The organism is Catenovulum agarivorans DS-2 (genome assembly GCF_000568405.1).
Lineage (GTDB): Bacteria > Pseudomonadota > Gammaproteobacteria > Enterobacterales > Alteromonadaceae > Catenovulum > Catenovulum agarivorans_A.
On record NZ_ARZY01000001.1, the window covers coordinates 332890 to 351827 of the forward strand.

Consider the following 18938-nt stretch of genomic DNA (forward strand, 5'->3'; position numbering starts at 1 on the left):
TAACCTTATTGAAAAGATGATTAGTCAAAGGCGGCTTTTACATGTCCAAGAACAAACAATCTGTTTTATTAGATCAAGTAGAAAAACTAATACGAGCCAAAGTATCCCCAGAGCAAGTTCAAGTTGTACAGAAATTTGCTCGTCTCATATACAAAGATATTTCCCCTGATGATTTATTAAATCGTAACGACAGTGATTTATACGGCGCATCGTTAAGCCTATGGCACACCTTTAGTGCGAACTGGCAAAAAGCTCCTGGTATTCGAGTCTTTAATCCCGAATTGTCGCAACATGGTTGGCAGAGTAATCATACGATTGTTGAAATCGTTGCAACTGATCAACCTTTTTTAGTGGGCTCGTTAAGAATGGCGTTGAACCGCTTGGGCATTGCCGCGCATTGGTTGCTTTACCAAACGATAGGTGTAAAAAATGGCAAAAATGATGAAGTTTTAGATATTCACAGCGGTCAAATTGAACAAAAACTAGCAAAACGTACGGTTTTTCTAATTGAAATTGATCGTCAATCAGACAAGGCTCGGATAGATACCATAGAAAAAAGCATCTCAGATGTTCTCACTCAGGTTAATTTAACCGTTACTGACTGGCACGATATGCAAGCTAAATGTGCAGAAATAGCAAAATCGCTTGCAGACTTGCCAGATAACATTGATCGCCAACAAATTGATGAAGCGAACGTGTTTTTAAATTGGATGGCCGATGGCAAGTTTACTTTTATGGGCTACCGCCAATATAAACTAGAGGCGGTTAAAGGGGATTATTGTCTGTCTCGGTTAACTGAAACCAGTTTAGGTTTAATGAAAAACAGTACCGGACCAAATATAAGATATTTAAACGATGTGCCAGCGTCTGCTAAAGCACAAGCTTTAAGTCATGACCTTATGGTTCTGACTAAAACGAATCGAAAATCTCAGGTGCACAGACCCGCATATATGGATTATGTCGGCATCAAAATTTTTGATAAAAAAGGCCAGGTGTGCGGTGAACATCGATTTATCGGCTTGTTTTCGTCAGATTTTTACAACGATAGTGTGTTTGATATTCCATTAATCAAAGACAAAGTTAATCGTGTTATTGAAAATAGTGGTTTAACAGGCTCTTCTCACTCTTACAAAGCAATTCAAAATATACTTGAGACGTATCCACGCGAAGAAATATTACATGCGAATGAACAAGAAATCTCTCAAATTGCATTGGGCATAATGCAGATGCAAGAGCGTGGGATCTCAAGATTATTTGTTAGAAAAGATATTTATGGTCGCTACTTTTCATGCATGGCGTTTGTACCGCGTGATCGTTATTCAACCCAACTGCGCAAACAAACACAGCAACTGCTGCAAAATTATTTAGCATCTGATAAAGAAGTTGAGTTTAACACCTACTTGTCTGAATCTTCGTTGGCTAGAACCCACTATATGGTTCGAGTTGAAAACAATAATGTCGAAATTGACGAACACCAATTACAAACAAATATGATTGAATTAACCAAATCGTGGGAAGACAAATTAGAACGCAGTTTATTGTCTTTGTATGGCGAAGAAAAAGGTCGTGCGTTAGCCCGTAAATACGAAAGTGCATTTACCCGTAGCTACAAAGACAATGAATTACCGAATACAGCGCTTGTTGATATTGAAAAGCTCGAAAGTTTGAGCCAAGACAATACCCTAGAAATGTTGTTGTACCGCCCGCAAGAAGATGAAACTGCCAAACATATGGTGAGATTAAAACTCTTCCATCGTGATAAGCCAATTCACCTATCTGATGTACTACCTATGCTGGAAAACTTTGGTTTACGGGTAATAGATGAGCGTCCTTATAAAGTGACAACATTAGATGGACATGTGAATTGGATCTTAGATTTTTCAATGACCACGGGTGAAGAATATGAACTTGACCTAGGGGTGAGTCGCGATAACTTCCAAAATGCTTTTAACAACGTTTGGTTTAATCAATTAGAAGATGATGGATTCAACCGTTTAGTTTTACAAGCCGAAATGACGGGTCGAGAAGTTGCGATTTTACGTTGTTACGCCAAATATATGCGACAAATTGGTAGTAGCTTTAGCCAAAACTATATTGAAAATGCGTTGGCGAGTTATCCTGAGTTGGCAGGCATGTTGGTTGACTTATTTCATCTGCGCTTTGATCCAGCAAGCAAGTTTAGTAAAGATGACCAAACTGCATTGATTGTCAGAATTGAGCAATCATTAGAAGATGTTGCTAACTTAGACGATGATAGAATTATTCGCCGCTTCGTTGACATGATGTTGGCGACATTAAGAACCAACTATTATCAACAGAGCGACAATGGCGCAAAAGAATACATATCCATTAAGTTAGTACCAGCAAAAATACCCGAAATACCTAAACCTGTACCTGCATACGAGATTTTTGTTTATTCGCCTGATGTTGAAGGTGTGCATTTAAGGGGTGGAAAGGTAGCCCGTGGTGGGTTACGTTGGTCAGATAGACGCGAAGACTTTAGAACTGAAGTTTTAGGGTTGGTTAAGGCACAACAGGTTAAAAATACTGTGATAGTGCCTGTTGGAGCCAAAGGTGGTTTCGTATGTAAGCGAAATATAAAACCATCAGAGCGTGCTGCGTTTTTCGCGGAAGGCAAACGGTGTTATCAAATTTTTATTCGTGGTTTATTAGACATAACAGACAACATACAACAAAACGAAGTCATACCACCAAAATCAGTTTATCGTCATGATGATGAAGACCCATATTTGGTTGTTGCAGCAGACAAAGGAACCGCAACCTTCTCGGATATTGCAAATGCTATCTCTCAAGAATACGGCTTTTGGTTGGGTGATGCATTCGCCTCTGGCGGCAGTGTCGGTTACGACCATAAAAAAATGGGGATTACAGCTCGAGGTGCCTGGGAATCAGTTAAACGTCACTTTAGAGAAATTGACATTGATTGCCAAACTACCGAATTTACCTGTGTTGCCGTGGGGGATATGGCTGGTGATGTATTTGGTAACGGCATGCTGTTATCCGAGCACACTAAGCTGCAGGCCGCGTTCAATCATATGCACATATTCATCGACCCTAAACCTGATGCTAAAAAAAGCTATGCTGAACGTCAGCGCTTATTTGAGACAGTACAAGGTTGGGGGGAATATGATCAGAGTTTGATTTCCAAAGGCGGCGGAATATTTTTACGCTCAGCAAAATCAATAAAGCTTTCTTCGCAAATGAAAGAAATGCTAAACACCAAAGCTGATTCATTAGCACCGAATGAATTAATTCAACTGATTTTACAAATGCAAGCTGATCTGTTTTGGAATGGCGGGATTGGTACATATATCAAAGCAAGCAAAGAAACTCATGCTGATGTTGGTGATCGCGCCAATGATTCAGTACGGGTTAATGGTAAACAGGTTAAATTTAAAATTATCGGTGAGGGTGGCAACTTAGGCTGTACACAATTGGGTCGAATTGAAGCGGCAAATAAGGGTGTTAAAGTTAACACTGATTTTATTGATAATGTTGGTGGAGTTGATTGCTCAGACAAAGAAGTCAATATCAAAATTTTACTGAACTCATTAGTGCAAGATGGCGAATTAACGTTAAAGCAGCGTAATAAGTTGCTTTATGATATGACCGAAGACGTTGCGGCTATTGTACTAAAAGATTGTTATCGCCAAACACATTCTTTATCCATTACTGAATATAAAATTAAAACTGGGCTTAAAGAACAAATTCGTTTCTTGCATGCTTTAGAAAAAGAAGGGTATTTAGATCGAGAGTTAGAATTTTTGCCATCAGACGACGAACTTGCCGAAAGGCAGGCGGCAGGGCATGGTTTAACACGGCCTGAGTTGAGCGTGTTGATTGCCTACGCCAAAATGGTGCTTAAACATAAACTGAATATTAGCGAAATTACCGACAATCCGCACATTAGTAAGTTATTAGTCAGCTATTTCCCAAAAGCTTTGCAAACGAAGTACAAAGCGGCAATGGAAAGTCATCCGCTTCGTAGTGAGATAATTGCAACCGAAATAACCAATCAAATAGTCAACGATATGGGGATGAACTTCGTTCATCGTATGGGCGAAGAAACGGGGGCACCAGTAGGTGAAATAGCCGTTTGTTATACCGTTGCCAGAGAAATATTCGGACTCAGTGATATATGGGCTGAAATTGAGCGTTGGGACAATAAGGTTTCTGCTCAAGTGCAATCAGATGTTTTATACCAGTTAAGACGAACCATTCGACGCACAACGCGATGGTTTTTACGCCACCGCAACAAAAATATTGGTATTGAAAAAACCATCGAAAAATATCGTCCTGTATTTGTTGAGCTCAGCGAGAACTTAGATAAATACCTTGTAGACTCAGAGCAGAGTTCACTCGAGGCTGCGGCAAGTAAGTTGGTTGAGGCTGGCGTTGACGAGCAGTTTGCTAAGAAAATATCCTGCATCAGTACATTATTCTCGGTTATGGACATCGCAGAGGTTGTAGAAGAAAGCGAGCGTCCAATTGAATTGGTCGCGAGTGTTTATTATAAACTCGGCGCTGAGATGGATTTACATTGGTTCTTGGAGCAAATCAATAAACAACCGGTTGCGAACCATTGGCAGGCGCTTGCTAGAGCCGCCTACAGAGAAGAACTCGATTGGCAGCAAAGGTCAATTACCTCTGTTGTATTGAGAGGGTGCACAGAGCAATGCACCGCAGAAGGTATGTTAGAAAGTTGGAATGAACAATATGCTGATATTCTTGCACGTTGGCGACACATGTTGTCGGATTTTAGAGCGACACAAAGTCATGAATTCGCAAAATTTTCAGTTGTTTTGCGTGAATTGATGCTGTTAAGCCATCATTGCGATACAATGCAATAAAATTTGTATTAGAGGCTTAGGCCTCTGTTTAGACGCCAGTTGAGGGCAGCATGTATCCATTATTAAGATCTTTTTTATTTACTCAAGATGCTGAGTGGTCTCACGACTTTACGATAAAGTCACTCAAAAAACTACAAGGTGGGCCGCTTGAATGTTTGTTTAGACAACATGTTCCAGCCAAACCTGTAAACTTGTTTGGAATCGATTTTAAAAACCCAGTAGGCTTAGCGGCTGGTTTAGATAAAAATGGTGAATGTATTGACGCGTTTGCCGCCATGGGTTTTGGTTTTATTGAAGTTGGTACGGTTACGCCTAGGCCTCAACCAGGAAACGACAAACCAAGAATATTTCGTTTACCTGAAGCCCACGCAATTATCAATCGTATGGGGTTTAACAATAAAGGGGTTGATTACCTAGTAGAGCAAGTGAAAAAAAGTCGATATGACGGTGTACTCGGTATTAATATTGGTAAAAATAAAGATACTCCTAACGAAGATGGCAAAAACGATTATTTAACTTGTTTAGAGAAAGTTTACCCTCATGCAAGCTATATAACAGTAAACATTAGTTCGCCAAACACACCTGGATTGCGTAATTTACAGTATGGTGAAGCGCTTGATGAACTACTTGGTGCAATTAAAGAAAAACAAGCACTACTTAATCAGCAGCATGGTGCGTATAAACCAGTCCTGGTTAAAATCGCTCCGGATATGGATGACAACGAAGTTGCGCAAGTGGCTAATAGTCTAATTCAGAACGAAATTGATGGTGTTATCGCAACCAATACCACACTTGCACGTGATAAAGTCAAGCACTTACAACATGGTGACGAAATGGGCGGCTTGAGTGGTATGCCAGTCCGAACGCAAAGTACCCATGTTGTCAGTGAATTGAAAAAATTATTGGACGGCAAAATGCCAATAGTTGGCGTCGGTGGTATTAATAGTTCTGAGTCTGCCAACGAAAAAATTAAGTCGGGAGCTGATTTATTGCAAGTTTATACTGGCTTTATCTACCGAGGTCCCAATTTAATAAAAGAAATCGTCCAAGGACTTGAATAAACGATAATTTTTTGACATCTTGAACGCAATCTAACCATAGGAATAAGGTTTTCATGCTACAAGCAAAAGCAGACTGGTATTGGTTTTACGACCTTGAGTCTCACACTTTGCGTTTAAATATGACTGAGTTTACTTTTGTAACAGCTTGTAAAGCCAGCAAGTTGTTGCCGAATGCAAAACAAACTCAATCTTTTAACGTGGCAGACAACCAAAGCTACTGTGAATTCTACGCCGTTATAGAAGAGCAGTTAGGGTTGTCTGAAGCTGCTTGTGTTCAAATTGCGTTAAATGCAGTTGCTCAAACTAAATTTGTGCGCCCAGAACAGCCAAAAAGTTGGTATTTTGTGCCACAGAAACATGCCCACAAGCGGACTATGTTTGAGCAGGTTGTATTGTTACAGTCACAATATGCTAGCGCTGAATTTTTAATACTGGAAGAAAATAAAGACTGTGCTAACTTAATGTTATTGTCAAAATCTTTACAGTTAGATGAGCGCAAAATAATGAAGCAATTTGAATGCATTAAAGTTCTTCAAGATAGAATCTCGTCGCTACCTAAATCAACTATCACCCGTGGAAAATACCAAGCTTAAGTCCAATTTACATAATCTATGCAAACACAACAACTCGAACATTTGATCAATAGCTGGTTAAAACCAGAACTCATTACTGATTACTGCCCGAATGGATTACAGGTAGATTGCAACAAACCAATAAATAAAGTGGTAACTGGAGTGAGTGCCACCCAAGCACTTATAGATGCAGCGATTGAAGCAAATGCTGATGCAATCTTAGTACATCATGGTTATTTTTGGAAAAATGAAACACCTACGCTAGTCGGCATGAAGTATCAGCGCATTCAAAAGTTAATCAAACACAACATTAGTTTATTTGCTTATCATTTGCCATTAGACGTTCACCCTGAAGTTGGTAATAATGTCCAGCTTGCGCAATTGTTTAATTTAAACAGTATCTCCGCAATTGATGGCATAAAACCTCAAGGCGTCTTGATGCAAGCTCAAACCGACAAGGCAATAGATTTAAAAACTTTTGCACATGTTGTGGAGCAGTCTCTTCAACGCAAGCCTTTGGTCGTATCAGGCGGTGATTTCTTAATCAACAAAGTTGCGATTTGCACGGGGGGCGGGCAATCTTTTATCGAACAAGCGGCCAACGCAGGTGCTGATTTATTTATAACTGGAGAGGTCAGCGAACAAACTGTACATATAGCAGCAGAGATGGGGATACATTTTATTGCTGCAGGTCACCATGCTACAGAGCGATACGGTATTAAAGCATTGGGTGAACATTTGGCTCAACAAACTGATATCGACGTTGAATTTATCGATATTTATAATCCTGCGTAAGCCGAGAGCCTAAATGAAACGACGCTGTAAAAAATCGCCACATCCGCAATTAATTGTCACTATGGCGCGCAAATCTTTGTGGTCAAAGTGGATCGAATTAGATGAACTCAAGCCTTTTGACCGCTGGTTAAAAGCACAATTTAAACACAGTGGGAACCTAGCTAGACAAGACAAACTTGCCATCAGCCGTGAGCTATTTGTTGCGGTTAAGTTTGTTCAAGCGGCAGACTATTTTGAAGCAAGTTTTAGCCAGGGTGAGTTATTAGATCCAATAGCATGGGACCGCAACTGGCATTTGTCGAACGCTCAGTACATTCAAAGCAAAGAATTCTGGTTTTGGTTGACCTTATTGCAAGGTGAAGAGCCGAGCGTCACCAATGGTGAAAATAAACGCTTGCAGTGGTTTAAAAGCCTGTTGGGTAAAATTAATTCTCAACTTGAGTTATTGGCATTGCGATATGGTGTGCGTCCGAGTTGGTTACCTATTTTAACGCAAAGAGCGATAGCTTCGTCATGGTCGGATGAAGAACTGAAATCTTTTATTAAAAATCAAGCTATGTCACTACCCATATATTTGCGGCCTTTAGTGGGGGTTGACTCAGAACAATTATTTAAAGAGCTAAAATCACAAGACATTAAAGCCGACTATAACCACGGTGTGTTGAGCGTTAATGGCGGTGCTGATGTGACCCGTACCAGCCAGTTTGCATTAGGCCAATTTGAAGTTCAAGATCTTGCGAGTCAGCAGATTGTTCAAGCGGTAGACGTGCGAGCGGGTATGAAAGTTTGGGATTGCTGTGCCGGCGCGGGTGGTAAGACGATGGCGCTGGCCGACCACTTGCAAAACAAAGGATCAGTAACCGCAACCGACTTGCATAGCTACAAACTTGATGAACTTAAAAAGCGAGCTAAACGAGCAGGGTACTTTAATATTCGTACCTTTACTTGGGATGGTAAACAAGCTTTAAATTTACCCAATGATGTAAAAAGGCAAAATGGATTTGATCGGGTACTAGTTGACGCGCCTTGCACGTCGGCTGGAACTTGGCGGCGTAACCCTGACGCTAAGTGGCGTTTCTCGCAAGCAGACACCGAAGAGCAAATTGCCATTCAACAAACTATTTTGGCTAATGCCCAGGCGTCAGTGCGTAAAAACGGTAAATTAGTTTATGCGACTTGCAGTTGGCAACTTGCTGAGAACGAAGCTCAAGTCAGTTGGTTTTTAGATAAATTTAAAAACTTTCAGTTAGACTTTCAAAAAACACTCGGTGGCTTTGAGCAAGAGTCAGACACTATGTTTGTTGCAGTTCTAACCAGAACTGCATAAGTAAATGCAATAAAAATTAATGAAAAAACGGCTTATGCCGTTTTTTCATTGTCACCTGCCATATTTGTCAGCTGAGTTTCGCTGGCAGCAAAGCGCTTTTCATCTAACTGGCTTTCAGATTTCGCAATCAAGCAGGTAACAGCAGCATCACCCGTAACATTAACCGCTGTACGGGTCATATCTAACAATCTATCTACACCCAAAATAAGTGCGATACCTTCAACTGGTAACCCAACTTGTTGAAATACCATCGCGAGTAAAATCAAGCCAACACCGGGCACGCCTGCAGCCCCTATAGACGCTAAAGTGGCAGTAATTAATACAGCGACATAGTCGGCAAAAGATAAATCTATACCATACACTTGGGCTATAAACACGGTCGCTACCCCTTGCATTATTGCTGTTCCATCCATGTTGACCGTTGCGCCAAGTGGAATGGTAAAAGAAGCAATTGAGTTATTTGCGCCTAATTTTTTGGTGACAGTATTTAAAGTGATTGGCATAGTTGCGTTACTACTGGCAGTGCTAAAAGCAAACATTAATGTATCTTTCATCTTGATTAAGAATGGTACAGGATTTAGCTTACCTAACAACACCATCAAACTCGGGTAAGTAACGGTTGCATGTACAAGCAGTACCAATAGAACGGTAAAGAAATATTGGGCTAGCTGAACAATTTCACTAAGCTCTAAATATGTAAATAGTTTTGCCATTAAACAAAACACACCGTATGGAGCAAGGTCCATTAAAATGGTAACCATGCGCATCACAATTTTATTTAAGTCTTCAAATAAACTAGCAATACGTTCACCTGCTTTGCCAGATAAGGCCATTGCAACACCAAATAACAAAGAAAATACGATAATTTGCAGCATATTGCCTTCAGCCATCGCATTAACAGGGTTTGATGGAAACATATCAATCAAAACTTGGGCAAAACTCGGTGCTTCTTTAGCTTGATAGGTCTGATCAGTTGTTAAGTTCATGCCTTCGCCGGGGGATATCAATAGTGCAATAGAGATTGCAAAGGTGATAGCAATAGCAGTAGTAAATAAATAAAGCCCGATCGATTTGGCTCCGAGGCGGCCAATTTTGGCTGAATCATTTAACGAACACACACCGCAAACCAATGAAATAAATACCAAAGGTACAACCAGCATCTTTAAACTGGTAATAAATATACTACCACCAACATTAAATAGCCCTTCAACAAAAAATTGTTTCATTGAAAGCTCAAAGATGAACAGGTTGACCACTGTATCTTGGCTTTCCGATACCCAAAAACTAAAAAGCCGTCCAACAACTACCCCCAAAATCATCGCAATTAAAATATGTAGCGTTAGGTTTTTATTTATATTTTGCAAACTGTTCCCCTAAAATCTTTACCAAATTGTAAAATAGTTAATTATTTTAACCTTTAACGATTGTTACTATATAAAGTTATGAGCTAATATTACCGAGATTACAACAATTTAAAACTTAAGACCATGGAGTGCAGAGAATGCTAAAGCAGTATCGCTATTGGTTCGTTTCTATATTGGCTATGTTAATGGTGGCCTGTGGAGGCGGTGGTAGTTTAGAAAATGGTAATGGAGACTCTGAAGAGCCAACCTACCAAATAAGTTTAAGCGCGGTTGATTCACAAGGTACGTCCTCTCGAGTAACCAGTCAAGATAATCCGTTAACTGTAACTGCTACGGTTACTGAAAATGGTAAAGCTGCCAACAATATTCGGATAAACTTTGTTTCAGATACCGGTAATTTAGCCCCGTCTTCAGGCAGCGTATTGGTACAAAACGGTTTAGCTACAATCAAGTTATTTCCAGGCCAAGTTGAAAGTGCAGGGATACTCACTGCTACGCTAGATGCCGATGGCCAAGGTGACCTTTCTGATACATTGGAATTTAGTTCATTAGGTGATGGAATTAATTCAGAGGAGGGAATTGAGTTAACTGCAGACCTTTATTATTGTAGTGAAACTTTGAACGCCTCATTAGACAACTTATCAGGTTGTACAACAACCAAACGCATATTTGGAAAACAAGCCGTAAACTTAGTGGTAAGTTTATCCGACAATGGTGTGCCTAAACCAAGCTCATTGGTTAGTCTATCATTGCCTCCTAGCGTTAAATCTAAACCTGAAATTGGTGAGAAGAATACCGATAGCAAGGGTATTGCAATCTTCGAATTAACAAGTGTTGGAGAAGAAAGTGGAGCAGCTATCTCTATTACAAGTCAAAATGAAAGTATTGATGTAAATGGTGTAGAAGTAACACAATTTGAATATAACTTGTTGACCACACTGTTGAAATGTACGAGTGACTTTGATTCCAATGCAGGTGATTTTTCTAGTTGCAACCAAATTTCAGCAATCGCAAAAGATGACTCGAAGTATTTTTTAGAGGCCACGCTAACGCACAAAAGAACTGCGTCTCCAATTGAAAACTTTGAAGTGAAAGTATCGAGTGATGTCGTATTTTCTACCCAAACAACAGACAACGTTGGTAAAAGCTATTTTGAGTTAAGTGCACCTCAAGCCGATGGTGTTATTACTGTTTCTCTGCCAGCCCTCAACGGGTTTGAGAGTGAGCAAGCGTATGTATTAGAAAAACAGATATATGTACTTGAGTTAAATTTAGCTAATGCACAAGGTGAATCAAATGTACAATTGTCTGCCGCTCAACCTTTAACAGCAACCGCAACATTGAAAGTCAATGGCGAGCCTAAACCAAATGCTATCCTTACTTTTAATACTAATGCTGCAAATTTATCTAGTGGCGCGCTTGTGACTGATGCAAACGGACAAGCTCAAACTGTTTTGGCAGCAACAGACGTTGCTGGCGAAGGTTCGATAACGGCTACGTTAGCCAGCCAAAATTTATCAGAAACCATCACATATATTAGCGCTGGTGATGGCCAAATATCGAGTGCTGAGAATTACACTATCGATATAGACTTATTCAAATTAAATGACAATGGAAATGAAGAGGCATTTCCAAAAATTAACGGTATTTATACTATCAGTGAAGACAATCCTGCAATCGTTGTTGCATCAGTGTTAAAAAATGGTGTGCCAATTGACGATAGTGAACAGTTTTTAGTGAGTTATAACAATGGCTCTGTTGGGGTGCTTTCACCGTCAAGTGCCGTAGCTGTGACTGATGAAAATGGCCAAGCTCGTATAACCTTGACAGCGGGCAGCGTTCGTACTGGCGGACAAGTAACGGCTTCAGCTACCTTGCCAAATGGGCAAGTAACATCCGCGCCAATTATTTTTGAAACGCTTGGAGATGATGCGAGTATTGTTACAGACCAATACAAGCTAACTTTAAAAACTTACGAGCCGGGTAGTGAAAACCCAACCTTTTTAGTCAGTAAAGACGCACCGGTTGAGCTATGGGCAAAATTAACCGATAACAAAAATGCCCCTGTAGAGAATGCTTTGTTAACTTTCTCAAGCAGCCTTGGAACTATTTTTCCAAACATCGCGACTGCTAGAACTGATAGCCAAGGAGAGGCCAGAGTCGTATTAACTGCTGGTGATGTTCGAGGGGCTGGGCAAGCGCAGGTTAATTATCAAGATGCAGTCGCCATCACCACATTTGATTCTGCAGGTGATGAAATAAAACAAGACAAAGCTTTCTCTGTTACAGTTGAAGTTTATGACTGCAGCAGCGAAGGTAATGATAAGGAAAAAGGTGATTGTGATGAACCAGATAACAGAGTGGGTCTCAATTCACCGAGGACTATAATTGTTCACGTTACCGATAATAACCAAGGAATACCAAATTTATTAGTTAATATTGAAACTGACAATGGGATTCTAAACCCATCTACTGGGCGCGTGCTAACTAATGAGGATGGATATGCCACCGCCGATATATCTATGGGAGAAGTTCCTGGCGCAGGGTTGATTACAGTTACGTTGCCAACATCAACGGCTTCAGGCAGTGTAACAGCAACAGTCGATATCGGAGCTGTCAATATCGAAATGGGTAATGAAATCGAAGGTGATTTTAAAAATACTATTGTAGCCAAAGATGTAAACGGTGTAGATATAGACGAACTAGCCCCGGGCCGTACAGCTGTTCTACAGGTAAATATAATAGATGCTGAAACAAAACAATCGTATTTACAACCAGTTGAAGTAACCTTTAGTTCAGCGTGTGCATCAGAATCTGATCCAAAAGCTCGAATTGACTCCACAGTAACTGCGTTTAATGGTGTTGCTAAAGCTGTTTATGTTGCGGATGGATGTGCTATTCAAGATGAGATAACTGCGACGGCAGATATCGGTTCGCGTTCATTATTAGCTACAGGTATTCTCAAGCTTGGTGAGGTTTCCGCAGACTCAGTTATTTTTGAATCTGTTGAAATTAACGGACAAGTGGTAGACCTAGCTGAAAACCCAACAATCGGCCTAAAAGGTAATGGAAGTAATGAAAAAGCACGATTAAATTTTAGAGTCGTCGATGAATTTGGTAACCACAAAGAAGGCCAAACGGTGCGTTTTTCTCTAGCCAATAATATTGGCAATACGTCAGGTTTGGGCGGTGTTACCATATCACCTTCGGAGGCTGTAAGTTTTAGTGATGGTACAGTTTTTGCGACTGTAGAGGCTGGGCAAGTGGCTAACCCAATTATTGTGATTGCTGAACTAGTGGATTCTGACAACAATGTCGTCTCATATGGTCTATCCAGAGGTCTTGCAGCCATAACAGGGGTTGGAGACCAGAATAGTTTTACATTTGTACCGGAAAGTTTAAATATTGAAGCTTGGGGGATAGTTGGTGTCGAGAACCGCATGAGCGTCTTTTCAGCTGATCACTTTAATCACCCTGTGCTTGACGGAACCTCTGTAACCTTTAGAACTGACCATGGCACAATAGACGGTAGTTGCACTACGTTGAATGGGTCATGTGAGGTTGTATGGCGCAGCACTAATCCTATAATCAACGGCAACACACTAGACAGCGGCTTTTGTGACGTGGGAAATGATAATGACCCAAGTAATGATATCCTGACAGATGGAATGCCTTGCTTCGGGGCTGTAGAAGATACCAATGGCGACAATGTTTTTGATGGAAACGATAGGCAAGGTCCATTACAAATGGCCCATCCAAGGTTAGGCAGAGTCACTGTATTAGCATATACATTTGGTGAAGAAAGCTTCGTTGATGCGAATGGAAACGGTCGTTATGATTCAGGCGAAACATTTTATAACTTAGGGGAAGCCTTCCTAGATGATAATCGTGACGGTTTATTCTGTGGTCAACAGGAAGCAAGTTCAAGCACTGAGTACAGCCCAAATGCAGATCTTCCATTCGCCATCGATAATATAAATTTTGCTCCTGGTGTGGATAATACCTTGTGTATTAAAACGGCTCGATATGGCGCGAGAGCGGGAGACGATTATGTCTATTTGGGGGCTTCGCAAGAAGAGTTTGTTGACGTTAATAATAATGGTATCTACGACTCAGAAAGTGATTCTGCACAACATAAATTTAACGGTTTAAGCTGCACTGTGGAAAATGCAGAAAATGATGTCTGCAGTCGTAACTTGGTGCAAATTCGTGATGATACTGAGTTTGTTATGTCGGGCCAGAGCCCTTATGTAAGAGTATTAGACTCTGATTCTCAACCAGTATCGAATGTTTACTTAAATGCGGATGTCTACGTAGACTGTAACGGCAACGGTGTTTGGGATAGCTTAGTTGATGAAACTCTAGTTGGAGCTGACTGTAACGGCGATGGTGATCAATTGGATATAGATGTCGCGGAGCTATTGACTCGTGATAATAATGGCAATGGCCGTTATGATGAAAGTAACACCGAAGTGCTAAATGTATATGTAACGGATATTAATAATAATCCAATGCCAGCTGGAACTTCATTCACTTACACTACTGATAACGGCGAGATATTCGGTGCCAGTTCATACGAAGTCTTAGAGACAAATCGTCTCTTACCGATGAATTTTAGCGTCGGCATTAAACCCGAATCAGAAGGAAATGAGGCGTTTCAAGGGACATTATTATTGACTGTAGAAACGCCAGGTGGGGTTTCTACAACGGTTTCAATTGCTAATGTTTTTGATAGTCAATAGCGCTTTAGTGCCTATGAAGGTTTAACAACTTAGGGTTAAACCTCATACCCTTGCAGATTAAGCGAAGCCAATTCGGCTTCGCTTAATACCACCTTCAATCGTAAACATGCGGGTCCTCCGCCATTTGCCATACTTTCAGACAAGTCAACATAATAAACTCGTTCAATCGGATTATCTTCAGCTAGTATTTTGTTAAGAACATTTTGAACAGCAGGATCAGTTTTGCATTCACAAGGCGCTATTAACGCCATGTATTGGTTTTTTGCACTGTTGACGGTCACCAACTGCGAGTTAAAAATATAACTGCTTACAGCTTGTTGTAGGGTTAAATCGTTTGAAGTTACTTCGATTGGGTAAAAACGTGAATTTGGATAGTTGCGCTGATACTGCGCTTGAATCTGTTTTATAACTTCGGTTGTATCGGTAAATGCAAGTTGGTGATAAAACAGTACATTTAAATTGGCGACAGCAATAACATCATTGTGAAAAACACCCGCGTTTATTGCTTTTGCCGATTGCTGAACAAACAAGGTGTTATCAGGTCTCAACATATGATTACGAGCAATAGTTTGACAGCTTTGTAGCGATTGCCGTGAAGGAAACTTAAGCTCAGGTTGTTTTTCAGCGAAAGCATCGTGACCGTAAACGAATATGTTTAGAGCAGAAGTGTCATAATTAGGGCATATTCTTAAATGGTTTGCCGATCCTTCATCATAAAACCATGAGTGGTTTGGTAAAGGTGGGTGATGTATAAAAAACTCAGAACAAAACACCTTTTTTAAATTCGCTTGGGTTTGTCGAGTTTCAATGGCTCGATGAAAAAAATGCGCTAAATTTGCCGGTGTAATATGCACTTTGCTATCTAAACTGTCGCAGGAAGGGGTTATACTCGCGGCGTTTGCAGCCCACATGGCTGATGCTGATATCAGTGCAGACCTTAATTGAGAAGGGCAGACGTTAGGGCGGCTTAAATCTTGAATTGATAAACCTAAGTTTGCTAATAGCTCGGGATCGGGGCGTTGTAATAAAGGTAGCTTATATTGTTTAATGCCAAGAGACGTGATTAGTTCAACTTTAGCCTGCCATTGTTTTAGTGCTTTGTGGTAGTTGGCCGATAAGCCTTTATGTTGTGTCGATGCAATATTTCCTTCGGATAATCCGGCAAATTCATGGCTTGGTGCAATCTGTCCATCAAAATTAACTTCATAATATTTCATAGCTGCACCTTTTAAAATACAAAATAGCCACTATAGTTCGCATTATAGTTGAAAAAGCGAGCAATTAAGCGCTGATATAAAAAATGTTAAGGAAATAGCTTGCTACTGAGCTAATTTGTCGATATATCTTTAAAAAGAAGCGTGCGACGACAATTGTCGTACAAGATTAAATTTAAATAGTATTTGATATCTAATGGGAAAGTCACTCGTAATAGTCGAATCGCCAGCAAAGGCAAAAACGATAAACAAATATCTTGGTAAGGACTATGTCGTCAAGTCGAGCGTAGGCCATATTCGAGATCTACCAACGTCTTCAAAAGGGAAAACGAGCCCAGCTGTCAGCACTAAGGGAATGTCACCAGAAGAAAAGGCAGCGCATAAAAAGAAAAAAGAAAAAGCTGCATTAGTTGCCCGTATGGGGGTGAACCCAGAGGATAATTGGCATGCTGAATATGAAATATTGCCCGGCAAAGAAAAAGTCGTTTCTGAACTACAAAAACTTGCTGAAAACGCTGAAACTGTTTATCTCGCAACCGATTTGGATAGAGAAGGGGAAGCAATTGCTTGGCATTTACGCGAAGTGATTGGTGGTGAAGATACTAAATATAAGCGTGTGGTTTTTAACGAAATTACTAAAAACGCGATAAAAAATGCATTCTCAGAACCAGATGAATTAAACGTTGACAGGGTAAATGCTCAGCAGGCTCGACGATTTTTAGACCGAGTGGTTGGCTTTATGGTGTCGCCACTACTATGGAAAAAAGTCGCGCGTGGTTTATCTGCCGGCCGAGTCCAATCAGTTGCAGTGCGTTTAGTTGTTGAACGTGAACATCAAATTAAGGCTTTTGTCCCTGAAGAATATTGGGAGGTTAATGCCGATACTCGTACAGCTGCAAATGCCAACCTTAATTTAGAAGTTGCGAAATATCAAAACAAGAATTTCAGGCCAACCAGTAAAGCGGAAACCGATAGCGCTTTAGCTATTTTGCAGTCAACCGCTTTTAAAGTGGCTGACTGTGAAACAAGGCCAACTTCGAGTAAAGCAGGCGCGCCTTTTATTACCTCGACCTTGCAACAAGCTGCAAGTACTCGTTTAGGGTTTGGCGTTAAAAAAACCATGATGCTGGCACAGCGTTTATACGAAGCTGGCCACATAACCTATATGCGTACTGACTCAACTAATTTAAGTACAGAGGCTGTATCGGCTTGTCGAGATTTCATTCAACAAGAATATGGCAATAACTATTTGCCAGACAATCCGGTTGTTTACGGTAATAAAGATAATGCACAAGAGGCGCATGAAGCCATTCGCCCATCGCAAGTAGGTGTATTGTCTGAGCATTTAGGCAAAGATATTGACCCTGATGCAAAACGTTTGTATGAGTTAATTTGGCGACAATTTGTAGCTTGTCAAATGACACCTGCAAAATACAAAGCCAGCACGATAAGCGTAAAAGCTGACGAATTTGAATTAAAAGCGAAAGGTCGTGTACTCGTATTTGATGGTTGGACAAGAGTTCAACCTCCTGTGGGTAAAAAAGGTAAAGAAGATCAATTATTACCAGATGTTAAGGTTGGTGAAACGCTTGAACTGGTTAAATTAGATCCTAAACAAAATTTTACTAAGCCACCAGCACGTTTCAGCGAAGCAGCTTTGGTTAAAGAGCTGGAAAAACGGGGGATTGGTCGTCCTTCTACTTATGCATCTATTATCAGTACCATTCAAGACCGTGGTTACGTACGTTTAGAAAATAAACGATTTTATGCGGAGAAAATGGGCGAAATTGTCACAGACAGATTGTTAAGTAATTTTACCGACTTAATGAGTTACGACTTTACCGCCAATATGGAAACGCATTTAGATGATATTGCGGAAGGTGAGTTAGAATGGCATAAAGTTTTAGATAATTTTTATGCTGATTTTAAAAGCAAACTAGAATTGGCCGAAGAAGATCCTGAAAAAGGTGGCATGAAGCCAAACCAGCCCATACCCGTTGCTATTGATTGTCCAGAGTGTGGCCGAGCAATGACAATTAGAACGGCTTCTACTGGGGTATTTCTGGGCTGTTCAGGTTATGCGTTGCCACCAAAAGAAAGATGTACCAAAACGATCAATTTAACCTCTGGAGAAGAAGCGGTTGACGCTAACGACGAAGAGGCTGAAACCCAAGCGTTAAGAGCTAAAAAACGTTGTAGCAAATGTGGCACAGCGATGGATAGCTATTTAATTGATACTGAAAGAAAATTACATGTTTGTGGTAACAATCCAAGTTGTGATGGCTACGAGATTGAGAAAGGTCAGTTTAAAATTAAGGGGTATGACGGTCCAGTTATCGAGTGTGATAAATGTGGTGCGGAAATGCAGCTTAAAAATGGCCGATTTGGTAAGTATTTTGGTTGTACCAATGAAGAATGCAAAAACACTCGTAAGTTATTGAGAAATGGACAACCTGCGCCACCAAAAGAAGATCCAATTCCATTACCAGAAATGCCATGTGAAAAGTCAGATGCCTATTTCGTATTGCGTGATGGTGCTGCTGGTATCTTTTTAGCTGCGCATAACTTCCCTAAATCTCGAGAAACTCGTGCACCGAAAGTTTCTGAGCTAGTGCGTTTTAAAGACCGACTGCATGATAAGTTTAAATACTTAGCTGAAGGGCCAGAAACGGACAGTGATGGTAATCCAGTTGTTGTTAAATTTAGCCGTAAAACGAAAGAGCAATACTTAGCTTCGGAAAAAGACGGTAAAGCAACAGGTTGGGTAGCTAAATACATCAATAACAAATGGGTTATTGAAGAAAAGAAATCAAAAGCAAAGAAAGCTAAAACGTAATTTGATTTAGATTATTTTGATTTTTAGATAAAGATAAGGCCAGCATTTGCTGGCCTTACTTATTATAGAATGCCTTACCACATAAAGTATTTTATTCTTTTAGCCACATTCTCGCTTGGTGTGCTGGTAAATGAAACTTATGCCAACTGCTCGAGA

General features: G+C 40.4%; 9 protein-coding genes. 7 read left to right on the top strand and 2 right to left on the bottom strand.

What is annotated here, in order from left to right:
• Window positions 1–41 precede the first annotated feature (41 nt).
• Genes DS2_RS01515 through DS2_RS01535 form a run of 5 tightly spaced genes read left to right on the top strand, consistent with a single transcriptional unit; the run spans window position 42 to window position 8626 of the window.
• Window positions 42–4871, top strand: a complete 4830-nt coding sequence (locus tag DS2_RS01515; protein ID WP_035012814.1) for an NAD-glutamate dehydrogenase — start codon at window positions 42–44, stop codon at window positions 4869–4871.
• A 50-nt stretch (window positions 4872–4921) separates the two neighbouring features.
• Complete coding sequence (gene pyrD, locus DS2_RS01520) at window positions 4922–5932, top strand: quinone-dependent dihydroorotate dehydrogenase (protein WP_035012815.1); 1011 nt, start codon at window positions 4922–4924, stop codon at window positions 5930–5932.
• A gap of 53 nt (window positions 5933–5985) precedes the next feature.
• Window positions 5986–6525, top strand: a complete 540-nt coding sequence (locus tag DS2_RS01525; RefSeq protein WP_035012817.1) for a cell division protein ZapC domain-containing protein — start codon at window positions 5986–5988, stop codon at window positions 6523–6525.
• Between the two features lie 18 nt (window positions 6526–6543).
• Window positions 6544–7299: a Nif3-like dinuclear metal center hexameric protein gene (locus tag DS2_RS01530; RefSeq protein ID WP_035012818.1), complete on the top strand. Its 756-nt coding sequence runs from the start codon at window positions 6544–6546 to the stop codon at window positions 7297–7299.
• A 13-nt stretch (window positions 7300–7312) separates the two neighbouring features.
• Window positions 7313–8626, top strand: coding sequence for an RsmB/NOP family class I SAM-dependent RNA methyltransferase (locus tag DS2_RS01535; RefSeq protein WP_235188515.1), 1314 nt, complete (start codon window positions 7313–7315; stop codon window positions 8624–8626).
• A 32-nt stretch (window positions 8627–8658) separates the two neighbouring features.
• On the opposite strand, the gene DS2_RS01540 is transcribed toward DS2_RS01535, so the two are convergent.
• Complete coding sequence (locus DS2_RS01540; protein WP_035012819.1) at window positions 8659–9990, bottom strand: dicarboxylate/amino acid:cation symporter; 1332 nt, start codon at window positions 9988–9990, stop codon at window positions 8659–8661.
• 137 nt (window positions 9991–10127) lie between these two features.
• Between DS2_RS01540 and DS2_RS01545 the strand changes: the two genes are divergently transcribed.
• Window positions 10128–14732, top strand: coding sequence for a hypothetical protein (locus DS2_RS01545; protein WP_035012820.1), 4605 nt, complete (start codon window positions 10128–10130; stop codon window positions 14730–14732).
• Between the two features lie 35 nt (window positions 14733–14767).
• Here the strand turns inward: DS2_RS01545 and DS2_RS01550 are convergent, their stop codons facing one another.
• A complete protein-coding gene (locus DS2_RS01550) occupies window positions 14768–15949 on the bottom strand; it encodes an N-succinylarginine dihydrolase (RefSeq protein ID WP_051479508.1) in 1182 nt (393 codons plus the stop codon).
• Between the two features lie 193 nt (window positions 15950–16142).
• Between DS2_RS01550 and topA the strand changes: the two genes are divergently transcribed.
• Window positions 16143–18782, top strand: coding sequence for a type I DNA topoisomerase (topA, locus tag DS2_RS01555; protein ID WP_035012822.1), 2640 nt, complete (start codon window positions 16143–16145; stop codon window positions 18780–18782).
• Window positions 18783–18938 lie beyond the last annotated feature (156 nt).